Raw genomic sequence first — 19053 nt, 5'->3', positions numbered from 1 at the left:
TCGCACAACAAAGTTGCTGTTATTGTGTCAAATCATCAAGTTTTGCGAATATTCTTAAGCCTTCTTCCGGGTTTCCAGTTGCAGCCATTGCTTTAAATCTGGTATGGGCATCAAATTCTGTTAAAGCGATGGTAGACAATTCCTCAATTAAGTAGGTAGGCGAAAAAAAACAGAAGTATGTAACGAAACGTAAAGTTGCCTCAAAACCTCTTCCCTCCTGCCTTCTGCCTTCTGCCTCCTGCCTTGTCTCAACGATAAATATTTATGCCCACCTACTTAGTTTATTGACGCTTATTCCTCTAGTTTGAGCCAGTTCTTTTAATCTTGTGTGTTTGTCATCTGGTAACCGGATAGTTAAAGTACCCATTTTTTCTTAGCTCCTAATGATTTCTTCGGGTTTTAATATTGATAAATTCGGAAATTATATGCTATCAAAAATGCGTACCGTTACCATTAGGCTTGTCGTCAATCAAATTCCTCCTGTAACCAGTTTTTTAACTGCAACACTAGCGCCAGCCTCAAAAGTCTGATATCATGAGTCCTAGTGTGGGTGAGTAGCTCAACGGTAGAGCAGTTGACTCTTAATCAATTGGTTGCGGGTTCGATTCCCTCCTCACCCACTAAATCCCAAGCTTTTTACTATTTGGCTTTGCCTAATTCTTGCCTAAATTTAGGGAATATCCCATCAATAAAACCCTGAATTTGCAAGCCAGCCGATACTAAGTTTTTGACTACATTCAATAAAAGTCCTATCCCTTATTGGTTTGCGCGATTCATACTGCGATCGCATTTTTTATTCCTGCTATTGAAGCATCTGATATCCGCAAATCCTCGATTCACTGGGTATATTTAATACTACTATATTACTTGGGTTTTTCTAGTGTCACTACAATTTTCCCTAATTCTCGTGATGGTAGTGTAATCCGAATCATAATTAAGAGGTATTCCTTACCTCAAAAAAGACATATATCGTCGAAAATTGATTTTCAGAATGATCTCTGCAAGTAAAACAGACGGATAACTATGCTAGAACAAGGCACTATCAGTATACATACTGAGAATATTTTCCCAATTATTAAGAAGTCTCTCTATTCAGATCATCAAATCTTCTTGCGGGAACTGGTATCCAACGCGGTAGATGCTATCCAAAAATTAAAAATGGTAGCTCGCGCTGGGGAGTATAGTGGAGACATCGGCGAAGACGAAATTGCGATCGCTATTGACAAAGATAACAAAACTCTTTCTATCAGCGATACTGGTATCGGCATGACAGCCGAGGAAGTCAAAAAATACATTAACCAAGTTGCTTTCTCCAGCGCGGAAGAATTTATCCACAAGTATGAAGGTAAATCAGATCAACCGATTATCGGTCACTTTGGTTTAGGTTTCTACTCTTCCTTCATGGTGGCGAAAAAAGTAGAAATTGATACTCTCTCTTACAAAGAAGGTTCTCAAGCAGTTCACTGGACTTGTGACGGTTCTCCAGCCTTTACCTTATCAGAGTCAAACCGCACCACTCGCGGAACTACCATTACCCTCACTCTTGAAGGTGAAGAAGAGGAATTTTTAGAAGCAGCCAGAATCAAAAATCTGGTGAAAACGTACTGCGACTTCATGCCAGTTCCCATTAAACTGGAAGGTGAAGTTTTAAATAAACAGAAAGCAGCTTGGCGGGAATCTCCCAGTAATCTCACGGATGAAGATTATTTAGAATTTTATCGCTATCTCTATCCTTTCCAAGAAGAACCACTGCTGTGGGTGCATTTAAATACTGATTATCCGTTTATGATGAACGGGATTATGTATTTCCCCAAAATGCGTCCTGATGTGGATGTGACAAAGGGACAAATTAAGTTATTCTGCAATCAAGTCTTTGTTAGTGATAACTGCGAAGAAATTATTCCCCAGTTTTTGATGCCCATGCGGGGTGTAATTGATAGCACTGACATACCTTTGAACGTTTCTCGTAGTGCCTTGCAGGGCGATCGCACCGTCAAGAGAATTGGTGACTACATAGCCAAGAAAGTAGGCGATCGTCTCAAAGAACTATACCGCGATAACCGCGAACAATACATCAGTGCCTGGAAAGACTTAGGAACCTTCGTTAAATTTGGCGTTCTCAACGATGAGAAATTTAAAAAACAAGTCGAAGACATCCTCATTTTCCGCAGCACCGCCAAATTAGAAACCAAAACTGCCGAAACCCCCACAGTTGAAGTACAATCCTCAGAAAGTGATGTGTGGCAAGATGTCAACCCATCTAACACTAACAGCAGCACACCATACACCACCATCAAAGAATATCTAGAACGCAACAAAGAACGTAACGAAAACCGCGTTTTTTACAGCACCGATGAAGCGAGTCAAGCCACATACATCGCACTACACAAAAATCAAGGTTTAGAAGTCCTATTTATGGACTCTTTCATTGATACCCACTTTATTAACTTCCTAGAAAGAGAATATCAAGATGTCAAATTTACACGAGTAGATTCTGACTTAGATAATACTTTGTTGGATAATAAAGATGGGGAAATAGTTGATCCCACCACTAACAAAACTAAGAGTGAGTCAATCAAAGAATTATTTGAGAAAGCACTCAATAAACCCAAACTTAATATCCGCACCGAAGCTTTAAAATCAGATGATCCTCAAGGTACACCACCCGCAATGGTGTTATTACCAGAAATTCTCCGTCGTATGCGGGAAATGACCGCAATGATGCAACAGCAAAATGCTGATTTTCCTGAAGATCATATTTTGTTAGTAAATACTGCACATCCCTTGATTCAAAACCTGACGCATCTTAGCCAAGGTAGTATTATTCAAGGTGATGGTGAATCACCTACAGATCAATTGGTGAAAATGATTTGTCAACACGTTTATGATTTAGCATTGATGTCTCAAAAAGGCTTTGATGCAGAAGGAATGAAATCTTTTGTTGAACGTTCAAATGACGTACTCACCAAGCTAACCGAACAAGCTAGTAAGTAGAAAATATCCCAATTTGATGGAGACGTTCCCTGGAACGTCTCTACACGGGTTTTCGGTTTACGAATTTGCCTAGCCGAACAGTATTGGCTTGGTGTCTGGCGTTGAATTTAGATTCTGTACCTCATTGATCTGCAATCCGCTGTATGATTTATTTTTTATCGTAAAAAAGCCCGGATATTAGCCTTATAAGCTGAACTGTCCAAGCCATAACTTCCATTACTCGGTCGGGTATTAATTTGATTTTGGAGAGCCTTAACGCGATCGCTTGCTCCAGGGTGTGTACTCAAAAACGTGGGAACAGAACTCTTCCCTTGTAGTTTTTTCATAAACGAAACCATCGCTGTCTGGGAATAGCCAGCGCGTGAGAGAGTTTGTAGTCCTCTTCTATCAGCATCATATTCATCTTGACGACTACGAGGACGATTGAGGGCTAAATCCACACCAATACCTACTGCTTGACTGCGACTTAAGCCGGTTGCCGTAGCCACACCACTAGCGATCGCTCTTTGTCGCATCTGCTTAACTAGGTGTTGACCCTGAATATGACCCATTTCATGACCGATAACACTCGCTAGTTCTGCTTCATTATCTGCAACTTTTAGCAACCCTGTATTAACATAAACGAAACCGCCCACTGTGGCGAAAGCATTGACAGCATCATCCTCAACCACTTGAAAAGTATAAGGGATATTAGAGCGATCGCTATTAGCGACTAAACGTCTACCAATCTGCTCTACATAGCTATTAAGCTGTTGATTACGAGAAATTCTGACTTCTTGGCGCAATTGATCATTCATCTGCTTACCAAGCTCAACTTCCTGGCGATCAGACATATTCGACAACTGAAATACCTGTACACCTTGCAATAACAGCGGTAATAAATCGAAAGCTTTGCTTGGTAGCGGTGTACTCAAGCACAGGCTCAAAGCAACACTTAAGGAAATCAACGGATAAAACCAAGGTCGTCTCCCTAAACGGTATTTTCTCGAAAATCCATTCCAGTTAATCATAATCCTATGAAAATAGAGTTGTGTGAGAACTTAAAATAGAGGACGTATTTACAGACAGCTAAGTTGCATTCTCAACTCAATATCCCTAATCTAAACAACCGTATAGATATCAGCATAACAAGCCGGAGAACGCTCAAAGTCTAAGCTATGATTAAGAATAAGAAATTCTCAAATGCTTTCTGATTCAGCTTTCTACTCCCACTGCTCGGAACCGTCTCAGTCATGATAGACTGTCGCATAACTCCACCTTGCGGACGCTTTGATTTATTACTTCACTTTAATTTCAGAAAACTTGTATGCCTATTTTAGATTCCAAAGGTCGCTTATTCGGCAAAATCAACTTACTCGATTTAGGTGCTGGGCTGGTAATATTACTAGTTATAATCGGCATTTTTATATTTCCCGGAACTTCCGGTTCTGTAGCTCAACTTGGTAAAAAAACACTACCTATTGAAGTAGACTTAGTAGTCCGTGGTTTAAACGTCCGCGACCCTGAGCAGTTATTTAAACAAGGATTTAACAAAGGTGGTAAAACAAATGTAATTATTCGCAATCAACCCTACGGTCAAATTGACATTAAATCTATTCAAGAACTACCCAGAACAATCACTGTTCCTCAACCAGATGGTTCCGTCAAAGAATTACCAGACCCAAGATCAAATAATTTTAGTAGAGATTTTCTTTTGACCTTAGAAGGCCCGGCTGAACTTACCAACAGCGGTCCAGTTTTAGGTAATAATAAAGTAAAAATTGGGATGCCTTTTGAATTAGAAGGTTTTAATTACAACTTTAATGCTTCCGTTATTGATATTCGCTTAAAAGATAAATAGCATTTTGGTAATGGGTAATGGGTAATGGGTAATGGGTAATGGGTAAATAAATTTCTTCCTCTACTTCCCAATCCCCAATCCCCAATCACCCATTCAGCAAAGTTAAAAATTTACGAATTAATCCAATTGTCACCGCAGGTAATTCTAATTGCGGTGTTAACCCTACATTTTCTAAAGGTTGAAAATACTGGATAGCTTGGGGATTCATTTCTGCAAAGCGACGACCAATTTCTGGGCCTGTAAATTGTGATTTTTCTCCCCAAATAATAGCAGTGGGAGTTTTTAGCTGTTGAATGTAAAGAGACAAATCAAAGCACAAATCTCCACGCACAAAAGATAGTGCTGCATATTCAGCATTTGGTTGTTGTGCAGATTGTAAATAAGCGTCCACAATCTCTTGATAAACTCGATTACTTTCGGCAAATTGTCTTTGCTCTAAAAAGCTGCGAATACCTGCATCTGTGGCAATTCCAGTACTATACAGCAAACGGTCAACCAAAGGAACGCTGACTAACTGGGCAAAAAAGCTGCGGGAGTAGTCTTGGCCAAAGTCAGAAATTCCAGAGGGTGTGACCAAAATTAACGACTTAAATAGATCAGGATGAGCGATGCCTGCGGCGAGCGAAGCTATCGCTACTCGAATTATAAACGCTGCCGTCAAAGAAGAAGCGATCGCTGTGACTGGAGTGGTACAAGTCTGTTCAATAAACTCTCGAATCGTCGTCAAATAATCCTCAATTTTGTAACTGCGTTGCGGATGTTCAGACCGACCCCAACCGATTAAATCCGGTGCAATCACCCGATATTCAGCCGCAAAAGCCGGAAACACCTTCGACCACTCATAAGCAGACGACCCACCACCAAAGCCATGCAGAAATAGCAAAGTTTCCTGATCAGATTTTTCACTTTTATCCTGCCAAGGTGATCCAGTAGCTGTATAGTACACCATCCTACCTAGTGAGGTATTTATGGAGTATTGCTCAAAACCTAGTGGTTTCAACATAAGTATTACGTGTTTATTTTTGTATCTAATGAACATTCACAGCACTAAGATAACTCCAAAGTGCTAACTGATTTCGGCAAACTCCCCACTCCTACTTATTATCAGTCAACTCAGAACACCATAACTTCTGACTATCGTTAGATTAAGCAAATGTAAAATCCGACAATAGCTTATAAAGATTTAGTATTGTTTTTTTGATGATTTTACAAAAAATTATGCTAAAACCACTATGCAATAACGCTTTTTGATGGTATTTAGCATGAGAACCACATCAATACCTACGTGAATTTTCATGTTAATCTATCGGATAAATCACAGATAATTGCAGAACTCAACTACATTACTATCAGTAGTACTGAGTACTGAATAACCCCATCATAAAACGGAGGGATGGTTACTTCTCTCGTCGAAGTATTGAAGTAAACGTGATTAATTTCTAGGCAATGGTAAAGCGGGGTGTCATGTTAAATCAAGCTACTCTTCAATCAGATCAAATACAAACACTTAAAAACATTGAAAATACACAATTTCAACCTAGTCGATGTGGTGTAAAAAATGAAATTATAACTTTACTTTGGCAGGATATAGTCGAAGAAGAGCAAGATGAAGATATCTATGCTGAAAAGGTAACTCTACCTAAATGTATGCGTTTGGATTTGGATGAGTTAAATTATTTTGAAATAATAGATAATCAATTTAAGCAACACGGCCTCATTTTTCACAATTCCTTAGCCATACATCCATCAAATCCAGCATTTCCCAGCCAATCAGGTCTGAAAGTTTTAATGGGATCTCCCAAAAGCGGATTTTTAGAAGTTAATTTCTTACATCCTGTACACTTGGTTAGTGCCTTAGTTACTAGCTCACAGCGATTAGTCCTAGAGGCATACGACCAGAATGATCAATTGCTTACCCAATCAGTTCTACCCACAGCTAATCTGAGCAATTCCGGCTCTGAAATTTCTCCAAATACTATGCTCTCTGTAATAGCAACCGATATCAAGAAAGTTAAATTCTGCTCCTTTGATGGTAATTTCACCCTAGATGAATTTAGGTTTTGTTTTTCAACCTGACTGAGGACTACTAATTTTTTTAAATGTCTTTGGGTTGGGAGCGCTATCGGAAAATACGGCAATGCTTGGGCTGAATAATGGTAAATTAATAACTATCGTTCTCACGCACTCTACAAATTTGGGATAATTTATTTTTTTGTATGCCCTTAATCAGGTAACAAGCGACAACTTCTGATTTGCACACATTAATCAAATATAATTCTTGTGGGGGTTTTGTTTAGAACGTAAATTACCCAAATTAAGTAATTTTATAATCAAGAAGGTAAAAACTGTGGCACAGGCTTCGTCTTTTTGGCGGCAATTAATAAATCAGCTTCCAGAAATCAAGACAGGAAGCCAAAAGCAACGAAATTTAAAACGTTTCTCTGAACCTGGAAGCATACTGGGGTTCTTGACAATCATCGTTGCTATGCTGTTTTGGAACTGGAAACTACTGTTAGCACTTATATCTGGTATTGCGGTAATGAGCTTGGTTTACTCAATACCGAAATGGAACTGGCAACTAAGTTGGTTAGAAATACGCAGGTTTTTGAACACTGCCAATAGTCGGTTAGCTTTAGCAGTCGCTAGTGGTGGTATTGCTACTGTCATTACTTACATGACTGCGGTAATCTGGGTTGATTCTCCAAGTCACTGGATAGCTGCTAGTGTTATTGTTCAAGGTGTTGGGACGCTACTGACTCTAATTTTGTTAGTGTGGCAAATCTTCAGCCTTCACAGCAATCAGGAAGAAGAATATCTTGATCAATTGTTGAATAACTTAACAGAACCTAATCCCCTGAAGCGTTTAATTGCTGTGCATCAACTAACTAAATTCATCAATCGTAAACAAGTTGATGCTTCTATCAAGCAAGATGTTGTCCAATGCTTACGACTTCTATTGAGTAAGGAAGAAGACGCAGGAATTCAAGAAGCAGCTTTAAATAGTTTACAAACCTTGGATGGCTTACAAGTTCTATTACCTAGTAGTGCTAAACCCCTTGCACCTGTATCTACAAAAGTTAAACAAGAGGTAATTCATAATTAGGGTTTGCTTTTCTTCTTCTTTCTGACTCCTGACTCCTGACTCCTGACTCCTAACTCCTAACTATTTTCTAAACAGTCTGCCATTTTTGACCTGTACCACTGGATGATTACACCGTCTGACCAGTTGTTCATCATGGGTAGTAACAATTACTGTGGCCCCAAAGGTGTTTAACTTTTGAAGAATCTGGATAACTTGCCAGGAATTATCAGGATCGAGGTTTCCAGTCGGTTCATCTGCCAGCAACAGTGGTGGTGTAGCAATAATCGCTCTTGCAATACTCACGCGCTGCTGTTCTCCTCCAGAAAGTTGATCAGGAAAGCGGTCAGCTTTAGACAATAAACCTACTAATTTTAAAGTAGGTTCTAAACGCCGTTGAATTTCTTTACGAGTATAGCCTTGAGCTTGCAGGACAAAAATTATATTCTCTGACACTGTGCGCTGAGGAATTAATTTGTAGTCTTGAAAGACAATTCCAATCCGACGACGGAAGAATGATAAGCGATCGCCCTGCAAGTTAGCCACATTCAAATCATCAACGATTACCTCGCCCTGTGTGGGTAATTCCTGACCATAAAGCAGTTTGAGAAAAGTCGATTTACCAGAACCACTAGGGCCTGTAATAAACAAAAATTCTCCCTTTTTGATATTTATACTCACATCCAGCAGGGCATGATAGCTGTTGGCATAAGTTTTGGAAACAGAGCGCAATTCCACCATTGTCTCAGCTTGACTAGCCTGCTGTTGAACGTCTTTTCCTTCCTTGTCAACAGACGCATCCGTCTTTTCTGGAGTTTTTAATATTGGCATTCCTCATTTTTCCTCACGCAGTTATCAGCCTCTACTCCAATCACCAATTAACATTCAGCACCATTGACACTTTTTACGGTCAATCTATAAACACAAGCTTTTAGTGCAAACTTAGGCAAAGCCAACATTCGTCGCCAACGCCAAGGTTCTTGATACAAACGATAGAGCCATTCTAAATTGTTATTTGCCAACCAACGAGGAGCGCGAGTTTTTGTTCCTGACCAAATATCGAAACTACCACCAACTCCTATCCAAATGGCTTGGGGACACCAATGACGGTTTTTGGCAATCCATAATTCTTGACGTGGCACTCCCAAACCAACAAAAATAACTTGTGGTTCCAGTTGAGTTAAAGTTTGCCGTAATATTTCTTCTTCTTCTGGTGAATGATAGCCGGAGTGAGTCCCTACTATATTTAAACCTGGAACTTGATGCTGCCAAAACTCTGCTGCTGTGGCCGCTATCCCTGGCGCTCCTCCATAAAAAAACACCTTAGGGGCTGTTTCTAGCTGACCAAGTTCTTGTAACAGGTTTTCTGATAATTCAATTCCTGGACAGCGTTGTACTTCTTGCCTTAACAAAAATTGTAAATAGAGAACAACTCCTGCTCCATCTGGAATAACTAGATCAGCATTTTGAATGACCCCTGCTAGGGATAAATTTCGCTCTGCCTGCATAGTCATTTCTGCATTGAGCGTTACCACATGAGTGCCTTTGCCTTGTTCTAAGCATTCTAGCAACCAGTTAGGATAATTTTTCATTACATGAACTGGCAAACCCAATACTGAAAATTGTAGAGGCGATTTATACATAGTCTATTCTTAATTAGACTCAAATAAAATTATATTGAAGCTTAGTCTACCAAATTTTTTCCCAGGCGGATTATAGATATCAGCTTACTTTTTGCCCCATCTCTGGATTGACTATTGAGGGGAATAAGAAAATCTATTTTGCAGCAACGCTACTGATGCTAAATTTGACAGTTACCTTGATGTCCTCCCTGAGCTACAAAGTATCTGACAACAGTGACAATGGCTGTAACTATCAGAATTGCCAGCGTATTTCTCTGAGAAAATTGGTATAATGCCAACGCTACAGGTATTAATCCACCACCTACATTTAGAGCTACCATAGTAGAACGTTGTATTTTCTTTAACGGAATACCCTAAAATTCCCTTAACCAAAGTACTGAATCGCGCAGTTTAAATTCGTGTATATCCCATACTTGGATGCAAAATCAACTAGGTTTCTTGCTAAAGCTACTTCTACTCTCAACTGTAATATCGTTTTTGATTAAGTATGTCGGTCCGATGTTTTTGATTCCAGACACATCAACAAACGTACTCATTCTAATTTTATTGCCTACTGTAATTATGATAACTGTCCTACTTTGGAGAATTCCAGCACAAAAGCAAAATTAACTGCAATTTTCTAGGGAGAAACCCTTAAAATCAGATAACCTAGCTACATAGCTAGAAAATTTTATCAAAGTAAGTTTTGGGAGTTAGTGTGTGAAACTTGGTCAATGGATTGGTTTAATCGCCTTAGTAATATCCATATATATATTGTGGCAACTACGAGAAGTACTGTTACTGATATTTGCTGCTGTTGTTTTAGCAACTGCCTTAAATAGGTTAGCTCAACGTTTGCAAAGCTTAGGGATGAAACGTGTCTTTGCTGTTGTTCTGTCAGTAACTCTCTTTTTCGCCGGTGTAATTGGCTTTTTCTGGCTGATTGTGCCACCCTTTGCCCAGCAATTTCAAGAACTCACCTTACGAGTTCCTCAAGGGTTTGAACGCATTAATGATTGGATTGATGAACAGAGAACTCACATTCCTGACCAAATAGTACCTTTTATCCCCGATTTGAACGGATTAATATCAGAAGCACAACCCTTATTTAATCGAGTATTAGGAAACTCCTTTGCCTTTGTTTCTGGCTCTTTGGTAATTGTTCTGAATATTCTATTAGTGCTAGTTTTAACAGGGATGTTTTTAGCAGATCCTAATGCTTATCGTAAAGTATTTATACGACTATTTCCCTCATTTTATCGGCGACGGGTAGAGGGAATTTTAGCTAAGTGTGAAGCTTCATTAGAAGGATGGGTGACAGGGGCTTTTATTGCTATCTTCGTAGTGGGATTGATGAGCTTGGTAGGCTTATCAATTTTGAGTGTAAAAGCAGCTTTAGCGCTAGCAGTTTTAGCAGGATTTATGAATTTAATCCCCAATTTGGGACCAACTATGAGCGTAGTTCCAGCAATGGCGATCGCTCTTTTGGATTCTCCTTGGAAACCTGTTGCTGTCTTAATTCTCTACTTTTTTATTCAACAAGCTGAGAGTAATTTTATCACCCCTGTAGTCATGGCACATCAGGTATCTTTATTGCCAGCAGTAACCTTAATTTCTCAGTTATTCTTTGTTACTTTCTTTGGCTTTTTAGGATTATTATTAGCACTGCCTTTAACTGTTGTGGCTAAAATTTGGATACAAGAAGTATTAGTTAAAGATGTTTTAGATGAATGGAGATATAATCATCAACTAGATAATGAATTGGTGATGGTTTATGAATCTGCTGATATTAACAATATTCCGGAAGTGGAAGTTACAGAAAATGATGAAGAGTAATTAGACATAATTATAAGCTGACGGGATGACGAAATAGTCTAAAAAGCTTATCAGATGCAGATTGTGCCGATTTATGGTAAAAAAGATAGATATACTTTTCTCAATAAAGAGTATCTATTGATAACGTTACCTGAATTTTACAAACTACACCTAAAAAGTCAATTAAATCTGGCAGAATATATATTACTCAAAATTATGATTATACTCAAAACGGATAATTACTAGACTTTTGCCTGGGCAAAAATCCTTGTATATCAATACTCTTAGTGATTTTAAAAGTAAAGTTGCCACCCGTTTTTAGTATATTCTGCTGCAATCAGTGAAAAAAGTAAGTTTAGAAGGTTTGGCTACTGCCCTACCAATTCCGATTAAATTTGAAAGTAGAAAAAGAAAAATACAGAGATTTCTATCTTTACCAAACCTAACAATTGAGAAAATCTGGTTTCCCATTGTCAAAACATTCTGGCTCTTCGGTACTTACTATGCTAAATTAACCAATAAAATTTTAAAATCCTTGCCATATAAATTAATTAGCAAGGCGTTCATCTAGGGAAGCTAAGGCAGCGCCTGCGGTTTCTGCTAAGATGCTAATGAGACGATAGAGAGCGATCGCACTAATTACCAAAGCAGTAGGAAAATGAGGCTGTAAAATTGTCAGTGCTGTAGCTTCAAAAACGCCGATTCCACCAGGCGCACCAGGGACAACTAAGCCTAGTACCCAAGCAAAACTAAAAGCACCAAGTAATAAAGGAATTTGGCTCAAGTGTAACGGACTCAGTGCAAACATAGTTAAAATAAAACCAGTACCACGCAATCCTAAAAAAACTAATTCTCCCAATAAAGGTTTGAGAGGATAGCGTTCAATAATAAAATTACTAATAGACTGATTCTCAGATTCAGATTTATTTTTCTTTAATTGGTACAAAAAACGAATTGCTGGGTTCAAAAACCGAGGATGAACTGCACTCAGTACCACTGCTAAACTTAGCAATTGGATAATTTTTACTCCCATATTATTGACATTATCAATAGCAAGTTGACCACCAAATAAAACAATAGTAATTAAAGCCGCAGCCAGCATTAATAAAGGTTCTAATAAAACACTCAAAGTTGCTACACCAGTAGAAACATTAGCATCTTTAGCCGCTAAAATTCGTCCGTAGTAATGCCAAACATTTCCAGGTAAATACTTGGCAATATTAGTTTTTAGATACACTTGGATAAATTGGAAAGTTGGTACAGTTTGATTTAACTCTTTCAACACCCAAGTCCATATCCATCCAGCCCAAGTATGTGCAAGTAAAGTTATACCTGTAGCAATTGCTAAAATTGCCCATCCTGCTGCATCAATACGAATAGAAGTAACTTCTAGCCAATTATCCTTTAACGCTTTTCCTAAGAAAAATAGCGTTCCCCCCAAAATAACCCAGCGTAAAAACTTTTTCACTATTTTTAGAATACAATTATTTGTCAAAAGTAATTATATTCAAGAACTTCCCTCTATGGTTAGAGAAAATTAGACTTTTCTGATCAGAATAATGTGGCCTAGGCTAGATATCAACGTCATTGATAAAATATTAGACTAAACAGAGTTTGTCAACGTTAGCAAATCGTATCAATACCAAATCAAAGGTATTCTCTTGATTAACTAGTTAACGTGTTTCCATAGTATAGATAAAGGAGGACTAAGTGGAAAATTTGATCAACCTGTTGAAAAAACTAAAAATACGTCAGATTGTAACTGTCTTTTTGGCTGGAGTATTGTTAATCATTAGCACAGCTTGTAGTGGACCAACTACTCAAGCAAAAAATCCATTAGATAATATTGATAGCACTGAGCAGTATTCCCGTAAATTGGATCAAAAGGCAGAAAAATTAGAAAATTCTACAAAAGAATTGCAGAAAACCGCCACAAAAGAAACTAAGCAAGGACTTGAAAACGTTCAAGAAAGTGTTGAGAACGTTCAAGAAAATGTAGAGAACACTGCTAAAGACTTGACAAAAAATGTAAAGCGTGGAACTGAAGATATTAGCAAAAATATCCAACGCACAGCTAAGGATGTAGGCCAAGCAATCAATAGAACAGTGCAAGAGATTAATTAAATTTAATTGATTTGATAATCATCATAGGGTAGGTTTTAATCCTGCCCTATTTTAGTTTTATTTAAAAGCCATATAATTGGCATATTATAGCATTTCTTAGTCTAATGAAGTACAAAATTATCTGCGTACCCTGCGGGAAGCAAGCTATATCTGCGTCCATCTGCGTTTAATTATTACTGCTTGTACCTCACTTGAATGGGAATTGCTATAGTGGAGTTTTTCATACATTAAACATCTGTTGATAATAACCAATTTATAGGTATAATTCACCCTACAAGAGATATTAGATGTCATATTTGCATAATTCCTATTGATTTTCTAAATACCAATTCTGTAGTGCCATACGTTGAATTTCCCGCCAGGGAATATTGTGTTTTCGTGCTAAATATGCACAATCTTCATATTCTGGCTGAACATTAATAATTACTTTTTGTGCGGCTTGTCCTTTCCATGCTATTTTGATATGTACTTTGCCATAGGCAGGGATTTCCACTGATTGAATTTCCCTCTGTAAAATGGCGCGTTGTCCAGTAGTGCGACGAATTCCTAAAGTGGTGGTTTCGCGAAATAAAATCTCTTCACAAGTGACTAAATGTTCTGGATGACAAATTACAGTTAACAAAATCCCTGGACGAGATTTTTTCATGCCTATGGGTTGGGTAAAGACATCTACCGCACCAGCAGCGAATAAAGCTTCAAATACATAACCAACAGCTTGGGGATTTAAGTCATCAATTTGAGTCTCTAGGACAGAGATGGTTTCTAAATTAGGGCTAGTATCGGCAAAATCAGGAATATTGGTCTGTAAATTTGCACTTTCACCGAGCCAGAGCCGTAGTATATTGGGGATGGGTAAGTCTAGAGAACCTGCTCCCAGTCCCACTTGTTGGATTGTGATAGGGGGAGGTGAACCAAAGCTTCTGGCTAAAGTAGTAGCGATCGCAGCCCCGGTCGGCGTTACCAGTTCTTTTTCAATACCATTACTATAAACTGGACAACTCCGCATTTCCCACAGCTTCAATACTGCGGGTACTGGCACTGCCATTTGACCATGTGCAGCCCGAACAGTTCCCCCTCCAGTCGGAAAGGGTGAACAATAAATGAGAGGTAATCCTTCCTCATTACTGTCAATACCTAACCAATCCAACCCTAAGCAAGTACCCACAATATCCACAATCGCGTCTACAGCACCAACTTCATGAAAATGAACTTTTTCCGGTGAGATGCCGTGTACCGCCCCTTCTGCCACTGCCAACTGGCGAAATACAGCTAAACTCCAAGCTTCTGCCTGTAATGGCAACTTAGCTTTGAGAATCATTTCCTCTATTTCTGGTAGGTGACGGCCGTGATGGTGAGAGTGTTCATGGTGGTGATGATGGTGGTGTAATAAATCGACGTGGATTTTAGTTGCTTGCTGAGTTTGCCGATGTACAAGTTCTACCCGTAATTGGTATTCCTGCTCAATTCCTAAACCATTGAGCTTTTCTGCTAAATACTCTAAGGGAACACCCAAACTGACTAAGGAACCCAGACACATATCACCGGAAATCCCCGTTGGACATTGAAGATAAGCAATTTTATTCATAAATTCTCAATTTGTTATTAGTCATTAGTTATTGGTCATTGGTAAAACTTTATTACTAATCACCCATTACCCATTATCCAGTGAGCATCTTTTATGGCAAGAACTTTTTCAATTCATCCTGATAATCCTCAAAACCGCCGAATAGATGAGATAAAGTTAGCGCTCTCTAGCGGCGCTATCATGCTCTACCCTACTGATACTGTCTATGCAATTGGTTGTGATTTGAATGCTAAGTCGGCGGTGGAAAGAGTGCGGCAAATCAAGCAGTTAGCAAATGATAAACCACTGACATTCCTATGTCCTTCGCTTTCTAATGTGGCGACTTATGCCTTCGTAAGTGATACAGCCTATCGAATTATGAAGCGTTTGATACCAGGTCCTTACACGTTTTTGCTACCTGCTGCCAAGTTAGTGCCGCGACTGGTGCAAAGTCCCAAGCGGAAAACTACAGGAATTCGAGTGCCAGATCACACTGTCTGTTTATCATTATTAGAAGCCTTAGGAAATCCCATTATTTCCACTTCGGCACATTTACCACCAAATGATATAGATGATGAAATAGGAGAAAATCCAGAATCTATTTTGTCTAGGGTAGAGTTGTTTGACCGTTTGGATAGTTTGGTGGACATAATTATAGACACAGGTGAAGAGCCAAGTTCTCAAGTGTCTACCATTTTAGACTTAACGGATGAAGAACCAATAATTACACGGAGGGGCTTAGGTTGGGAAGCAGCAGCAGCTTGGGTATAATAATTAATCCTTACAGATGTAAAAGATGCATATCTCTGTTTCGGAAATTGTGATAAACATACTCCAATTTTAAAATTGTCATACTCACATACGCTGGGATCGCGGAAAACGGGATGGCGGCAAATCTTGCTATTGCCAGATTTTGGATTTGTTTTAACGCCTTCTTACTACCGATGTCTCAACTTTGATATAGTTGCTGATAAAAAAAGCGACACAATTGACAAGCCCTTAACTTCTAAAATTTATTACGGTCTTATATATAAACAGTATAAGAGACGAGTCTTGATGGATAAATGCCAGCAAGATTCTCCTGTTATGACTGTTTTTAAGTACTGTGTCTGCGTTTTAGTTAAGGTGCAATACCAATTCCAGGAAAAGTCATGAAAGCTAACCTCGTCAATCTGCCAAATTCTACACCTGCTTTTGATAGCGATGTTTCGACCGAAGACTTATCAGAGAGTAAATCTGATACTTTAGTACAACTGCTCTGTCAGGAAATGCAGTCTCAGGTAAAAGCTTCAGTTGGATGTGTACAATCTGTAACAAAGCGTATAGCTAAAGAAGTAGAACGCATTTGTGATAAAAGCTCCCGCATTCAAACTTCTGGCCAAATCAGGTCTTGGCAGATTACTTTAGCAAGACACCGATTACAAAAGTGCCTGCGTTACTATCAATTGGGTTCAAGACAAGGAAGGGTGGAATTACATAGCAGTTTAGGTGCTATTGTTTATCGCCACGTTACCATTGCTGGATCAGAGTTGGGTTTTGAAGCTCGTTACAATTTGATTGAAGATTTTCTCCAAGCTTTTTATATTGAAGCGATTAAGGCTTTTAGAAGAGAAAATGAGTTACCGGAAGATTACACACCGCGCACTCAGCTACAATTAGCCGAGTATATGGCGTTTACGGAACAGTATGCTAAACGTCGGATTAATTTACCTGGTGGTGCTAATCAACAATTAATTGTGTTACGCGCTCAGGGTTTTGCTCGTCGTCAACCCCAGGAAACGACTGTAGATATTGAAATGGCTGTGGATTCGGCTAAGACTGAAGAAGCAGAATCTTATCAACGTAATTTAGCGGTGCAGCAGATTAGGTCACAAATGGTTGCTAAAGCGACATTTGATCCTTCTGAAGAGTCGGAACGCGATCGCGTAATTACAGAATTGATGAAATATCTGGAGTCCCAAGGTCAAGCTGACTGCATGGATTACCTCTCTTTGAAACTCCAAGACCTCTCAGCCCCAGAAATTGACCAAATTCTCGGACTTACCAGCCGTCAACGCGATTATTTGCAACAACGCTTTAAATATCACGTCGAGAAGTTTGCTAAACAACACCATTGGCAATTGGTACATCAATGGTTAGGTGCTGGTTTAGAACATAAATTGGGTTTATCTTCCCAACAATGGGATACTTTTTGGAATCAACTTACAGAACAGCAGCAGCAAATCTTTAATTTAAAAACTGCTCATGAAAATGATCAAGCGATCGCCAAAGCTGTCCAATGTACCCCCAAACAGCTACAAAAGCGCTGGACTCAAATGTTAGAATTAGCGTGGTCTATCCGCAATGGTCATGCTGAAGTTAAGACCGGCTGAAGCCAAGCTAAAATTTCTAAATTTATTTGAATCCCTGATCCACCTTATAACCTGTTCTTACAAAACAAATATCTCCTCTATTTCTCCCCCCAGTCACGGGAGAATTAGAGAATAAGGTAGGAAGTCACAATTTTAGATTTGCATAAATACATTTGTTTTGAAGTACAAAAGTACCATATTATTTTTACCCTTTCTGAGAAAAAATCAAAAATTTATACTCAACTAATTACCCTTTGTTACTGCTTTCATGGAATCCTAGAATAAGCAGGACTTTTAGCAGAGGGTTTGAGTATGACTATAACTCAAGGTGGACGGGCCAATAAGTCTGGGAAGATTTTAGAAGGTAATATAGAGGCAATATTAAAAGGGCATAATTATTTCCAAGTCGGCAACCATGTCCAAAAAGAATTTTTATTTAATGCTGCTTTATTGCCAAAACGTTATGGAAAAGAAGTTTATATTGGTACAGGAATTTATGATACTGCACTAAAAGTAGACTTTTATATTATTGGTATACCTGCAATGCGATCAGGTTTAATTATCGAGTGCAAATGGCAAGAAAGTGGTGGTTCAGTTGATGAAAAGTTTCCTTACTTGAATATGAATATCCAGTTATCTTATCCTGCCCCAACCATAATAGTTATGGGAGGTGAAGGAATGAGAGAAGGTGCAAGCAACTGGCTGAAAGCAAGAGTTAATGATAACCCAAATTTATTAGCAGTTTTTAGCTTAGATAGATTCATTGCTTGGGCAAATAAAAACCTCTAATATGAAGTGATTAATAGTTCATTAATAAGACCACGTTTTTGAGCATTGGAATTAATTGATCTTGCTGCTGATATAGTCCGAATATTGAAATTTTTATAAAGATCACGAATAAATTTGCAATCTGAATTAGATAGCATAACTCTAACGCCACTTTTAGATAATTTGACAAATATATCCCTTAATTCAATTTGCTGACTTTCAGCAAATGAATAGCGACTGTAAGCTGTAAAATAGCTGGTTTCACTGACAGGATAATAAGGAGGATCAAAGAATACAAAATCATCACTGTTGAGTGCAAACTTTAGTACTTTTGTAAAATCTGCTTGTTGGATATCAGTCCTAGAAAGCGCTTTAGATGCAACTCTCAGCAAATCTTCTTGACAAATACCAGGATTTTTATATTTCCCCAAAGGCACATTAAACTTATTTTGAGAATTAACTCGATACAGACCATTAAAACAAGTTTTATTTAAATAAATAAACCGAGCAGCTTTTTCTAAATCTGTGCCTTCAGGATAGGCTCTGACATCATAATAATAATCTCCATCATGTCGTTCTTTATGTTTTTGTAGAAGTTCAATTAATTCTTCAACATGATCTCTAACGCAGCGATAAGTAATAATTAATTCTGCATTAATATCAGTTAAAACTGCCTGTGGTGGTTGCAGATAGAAAAAAACAGCCCCTCCACCTAAAAAGGGTTCATAGTAAGTCTGGTAATGCTGGGGAAAATAATCTTTATATTGCGGAATCAACCGATTTTTACCCCCAGCCCACTTTAAAAAGGGACGTGGGAAAGTTGTTTTGGGGATTTGACTTACCATTTACTTAATGATTAAACTAAAACTCTGCAACTAACTAAAGCTAAATATAAC

Annotated in this window: 17 protein-coding genes, 1 tRNA gene and 3 pseudogenes; 11 read left to right on the top strand and 10 right to left on the bottom strand. The window is 38.5% G+C overall.

The window, feature by feature from the left end; all coding sequences use genetic code 11:
* Positions 1-19 precede the first annotated feature (19 nt).
* Both VB713_RS14800 and VB713_RS14795 read right to left on the bottom strand, forming a co-directional pair.
* Positions 20-151: pseudogene (locus VB713_RS14800) on the bottom strand (toxin-antitoxin system HicB family antitoxin); the annotation flags it as partial.
* A gap of 129 nt (positions 152-280) precedes the next feature.
* A pseudogene (locus VB713_RS14795) lies at positions 281-367 on the bottom strand (toxin-antitoxin system HicB family antitoxin); the annotation flags it as partial.
* Positions 368-548: 181 nt separating this feature from the next.
* Between VB713_RS14795 and VB713_RS14790 the strand changes: the two are divergent.
* Both VB713_RS14790 and htpG read left to right on the top strand, forming a co-directional pair.
* Positions 549-620 (top strand) — tRNA-Lys (locus VB713_RS14790).
* 403 nt (positions 621-1023) lie between these two features.
* Positions 1024-2994 carry a molecular chaperone HtpG gene (gene htpG / locus VB713_RS14785; RefSeq protein ID WP_323312276.1) on the top strand — a complete coding sequence of 657 codons (1971 nt, stop codon included), beginning with the start codon at positions 1024-1026 and terminating at the stop codon, positions 2992-2994.
* Between the two features lie 155 nt (positions 2995-3149).
* On the opposite strand, the gene VB713_RS14780 is transcribed toward htpG, so the two are convergent.
* On the bottom strand, positions 3150-4004 hold the full coding sequence (locus tag VB713_RS14780) for a M48 family metallopeptidase (RefSeq protein WP_323312275.1): 855 nt from the start codon (positions 4002-4004) through the stop codon (positions 3150-3152).
* A 296-nt stretch (positions 4005-4300) separates the two neighbouring features.
* Between VB713_RS14780 and VB713_RS14775 the strand changes: the two genes are divergently transcribed.
* A complete protein-coding gene (locus VB713_RS14775) occupies positions 4301-4834 on the top strand; it encodes a DUF4330 domain-containing protein (protein ID WP_323312274.1) in 534 nt (177 codons plus the stop codon).
* An 85-nt stretch (positions 4835-4919) separates the two neighbouring features.
* On the opposite strand, the gene VB713_RS14770 is transcribed toward VB713_RS14775, so the two are convergent.
* Positions 4920-5837: an alpha/beta hydrolase gene (locus VB713_RS14770; RefSeq protein ID WP_323312273.1), complete on the bottom strand. Its 918-nt coding sequence runs from the start codon at positions 5835-5837 to the stop codon at positions 4920-4922.
* Positions 5838-6298: 461 nt separating this feature from the next.
* Between VB713_RS14770 and VB713_RS14765 the strand changes: the two genes are divergently transcribed.
* Positions 6299-6910: a hypothetical protein gene (locus tag VB713_RS14765; RefSeq protein WP_323312272.1), complete on the top strand. Its 612-nt coding sequence runs from the start codon at positions 6299-6301 to the stop codon at positions 6908-6910.
* 271 nt (positions 6911-7181) lie between these two features.
* Complete coding sequence (locus tag VB713_RS14760; RefSeq protein WP_323312271.1) at positions 7182-7937, top strand: armadillo-type fold-containing protein; 756 nt, start codon at positions 7182-7184, stop codon at positions 7935-7937.
* A gap of 60 nt (positions 7938-7997) precedes the next feature.
* Here the strand turns inward: VB713_RS14760 and ftsE are convergent, their stop codons facing one another.
* From ftsE to VB713_RS14745, 3 genes are all read right to left on the bottom strand, one after another.
* Entirely contained in the window at positions 7998-8744 is a 747-nt protein-coding gene (gene ftsE, locus VB713_RS14755; protein WP_323312270.1) for a cell division ATP-binding protein FtsE, read from the bottom strand.
* Positions 8745-8791: 47 nt separating this feature from the next.
* Positions 8792-9556 carry a WecB/TagA/CpsF family glycosyltransferase gene (locus VB713_RS14750; protein WP_323312269.1) on the bottom strand — a complete coding sequence of 255 codons (765 nt, stop codon included), beginning with the start codon at positions 9554-9556 and terminating at the stop codon, positions 8792-8794.
* Between the two features lie 158 nt (positions 9557-9714).
* Positions 9715-9891: a DUF1614 domain-containing protein gene (locus VB713_RS14745; protein WP_323312288.1), complete on the bottom strand. Its 177-nt coding sequence runs from the start codon at positions 9889-9891 to the stop codon at positions 9715-9717.
* A gap of 364 nt (positions 9892-10255) precedes the next feature.
* On the opposite strand from VB713_RS14745, the gene VB713_RS14740 reads away from it, so the two are divergent.
* On the top strand, positions 10256-11371 hold the full coding sequence (locus VB713_RS14740; protein WP_323312268.1) for an AI-2E family transporter: 1116 nt from the start codon (positions 10256-10258) through the stop codon (positions 11369-11371).
* Between the two features lie 304 nt (positions 11372-11675).
* Positions 11676-11834, top strand: a pseudogene (locus VB713_RS14735) (IS4 family transposase); the annotation flags it as partial.
* Between the two features lie 63 nt (positions 11835-11897).
* On the opposite strand, the gene VB713_RS14730 reads toward VB713_RS14735, so the two are convergent.
* Positions 11898-12818: a lysylphosphatidylglycerol synthase transmembrane domain-containing protein gene (locus VB713_RS14730; RefSeq protein WP_323312267.1), complete on the bottom strand. Its 921-nt coding sequence runs from the start codon at positions 12816-12818 to the stop codon at positions 11898-11900.
* Between the two features lie 242 nt (positions 12819-13060).
* On the opposite strand from VB713_RS14730, the gene VB713_RS14725 reads away from it, so the two are divergent.
* Positions 13061-13474 (top strand): DUF6658 family protein, encoded by a 414-nt coding sequence (locus tag VB713_RS14725; protein ID WP_323312266.1) that lies wholly within the window; start codon positions 13061-13063, stop codon positions 13472-13474.
* A gap of 307 nt (positions 13475-13781) precedes the next feature.
* Here VB713_RS14725 and larC read toward each other — a convergent pair whose 3' ends face one another.
* Entirely contained in the window at positions 13782-15059 is a 1278-nt protein-coding gene (gene larC, locus VB713_RS14720; protein WP_323312265.1) for a nickel pincer cofactor biosynthesis protein LarC, read from the bottom strand.
* 93 nt (positions 15060-15152) lie between these two features.
* On the opposite strand from larC, the gene VB713_RS14715 reads away from it, so the two are divergent.
* The 3 genes from VB713_RS14715 to VB713_RS14705 all read left to right on the top strand — a co-directional run bounded on the left by VB713_RS14715 (position 15153) and on the right by VB713_RS14705 (position 18178).
* Complete coding sequence (locus VB713_RS14715) at positions 15153-15809, top strand: L-threonylcarbamoyladenylate synthase (RefSeq protein ID WP_323312264.1); 657 nt, start codon at positions 15153-15155, stop codon at positions 15807-15809.
* A 380-nt stretch (positions 15810-16189) separates the two neighbouring features.
* Positions 16190-17410, top strand: coding sequence for a HetZ-related protein (locus VB713_RS14710; RefSeq protein WP_323312263.1), 1221 nt, complete (start codon positions 16190-16192; stop codon positions 17408-17410).
* Positions 17411-17701: 291 nt separating this feature from the next.
* A complete protein-coding gene (locus VB713_RS14705; RefSeq protein WP_323312262.1) occupies positions 17702-18178 on the top strand; it encodes a PD-(D/E)XK nuclease superfamily protein in 477 nt (158 codons plus the stop codon).
* On the opposite strand, the gene VB713_RS14700 is transcribed toward VB713_RS14705, so the two are convergent.
* Positions 18175-19002: a DNA adenine methylase gene (locus VB713_RS14700; protein ID WP_323312261.1), complete on the bottom strand. Its 828-nt coding sequence runs from the start codon at positions 19000-19002 to the stop codon at positions 18175-18177. The two genes, VB713_RS14705 and VB713_RS14700, sit on opposite strands and share 4 nt — an antisense overlap.
* Positions 19003-19053 lie beyond the last annotated feature (51 nt).

The organism is Anabaena cylindrica UHCC 0172 (assembly GCF_034931625.1).
In the GTDB taxonomy this organism is placed as follows: domain Bacteria; phylum Cyanobacteriota; class Cyanobacteriia; order Cyanobacteriales; family Nostocaceae; genus Anabaena; species Anabaena cylindrica_A.
Note: the sequence above shows the minus strand (reverse complement) of the source record. Positions and strands in the feature narration are given on the sequence as shown.

Coding starts and splice junctions, on each gene's coding strand:
- htpG (WP_323312276.1), top strand. CDS start 1,024: ATGCTAGAACAAGGCACTATCAGTATACATACTGAGAATATTTTCCCA.
- VB713_RS14780 (WP_323312275.1), bottom strand. CDS start 4,004: ATGATTAACTGGAATGGATTTTCGAGAAAATACCGTTTAGGGAGACGA.
- VB713_RS14775 (WP_323312274.1), top strand. CDS start 4,301: ATGCCTATTTTAGATTCCAAAGGTCGCTTATTCGGCAAAATCAACTTA.
- VB713_RS14770 (WP_323312273.1), bottom strand. CDS start 5,837: ATGTTGAAACCACTAGGTTTTGAGCAATACTCCATAAATACCTCACTA.
- VB713_RS14765 (WP_323312272.1), top strand. CDS start 6,299: ATGTTAAATCAAGCTACTCTTCAATCAGATCAAATACAAACACTTAAA.
- ftsE (WP_323312270.1), bottom strand. CDS start 8,744: ATGCCAATATTAAAAACTCCAGAAAAGACGGATGCGTCTGTTGACAAG.
- VB713_RS14750 (WP_323312269.1), bottom strand. CDS start 9,556: ATGTATAAATCGCCTCTACAATTTTCAGTATTGGGTTTGCCAGTTCAT.
- larC (WP_323312265.1), bottom strand. CDS start 15,059: ATGAATAAAATTGCTTATCTTCAATGTCCAACGGGGATTTCCGGTGAT.
- VB713_RS14715 (WP_323312264.1), top strand. CDS start 15,153: ATGGCAAGAACTTTTTCAATTCATCCTGATAATCCTCAAAACCGCCGA.
- VB713_RS14710 (WP_323312263.1), top strand. CDS start 16,190: ATGAAAGCTAACCTCGTCAATCTGCCAAATTCTACACCTGCTTTTGAT.
- VB713_RS14705 (WP_323312262.1), top strand. CDS start 17,702: ATGACTATAACTCAAGGTGGACGGGCCAATAAGTCTGGGAAGATTTTA.
- VB713_RS14700 (WP_323312261.1), bottom strand. CDS start 19,002: ATGGTAAGTCAAATCCCCAAAACAACTTTCCCACGTCCCTTTTTAAAG.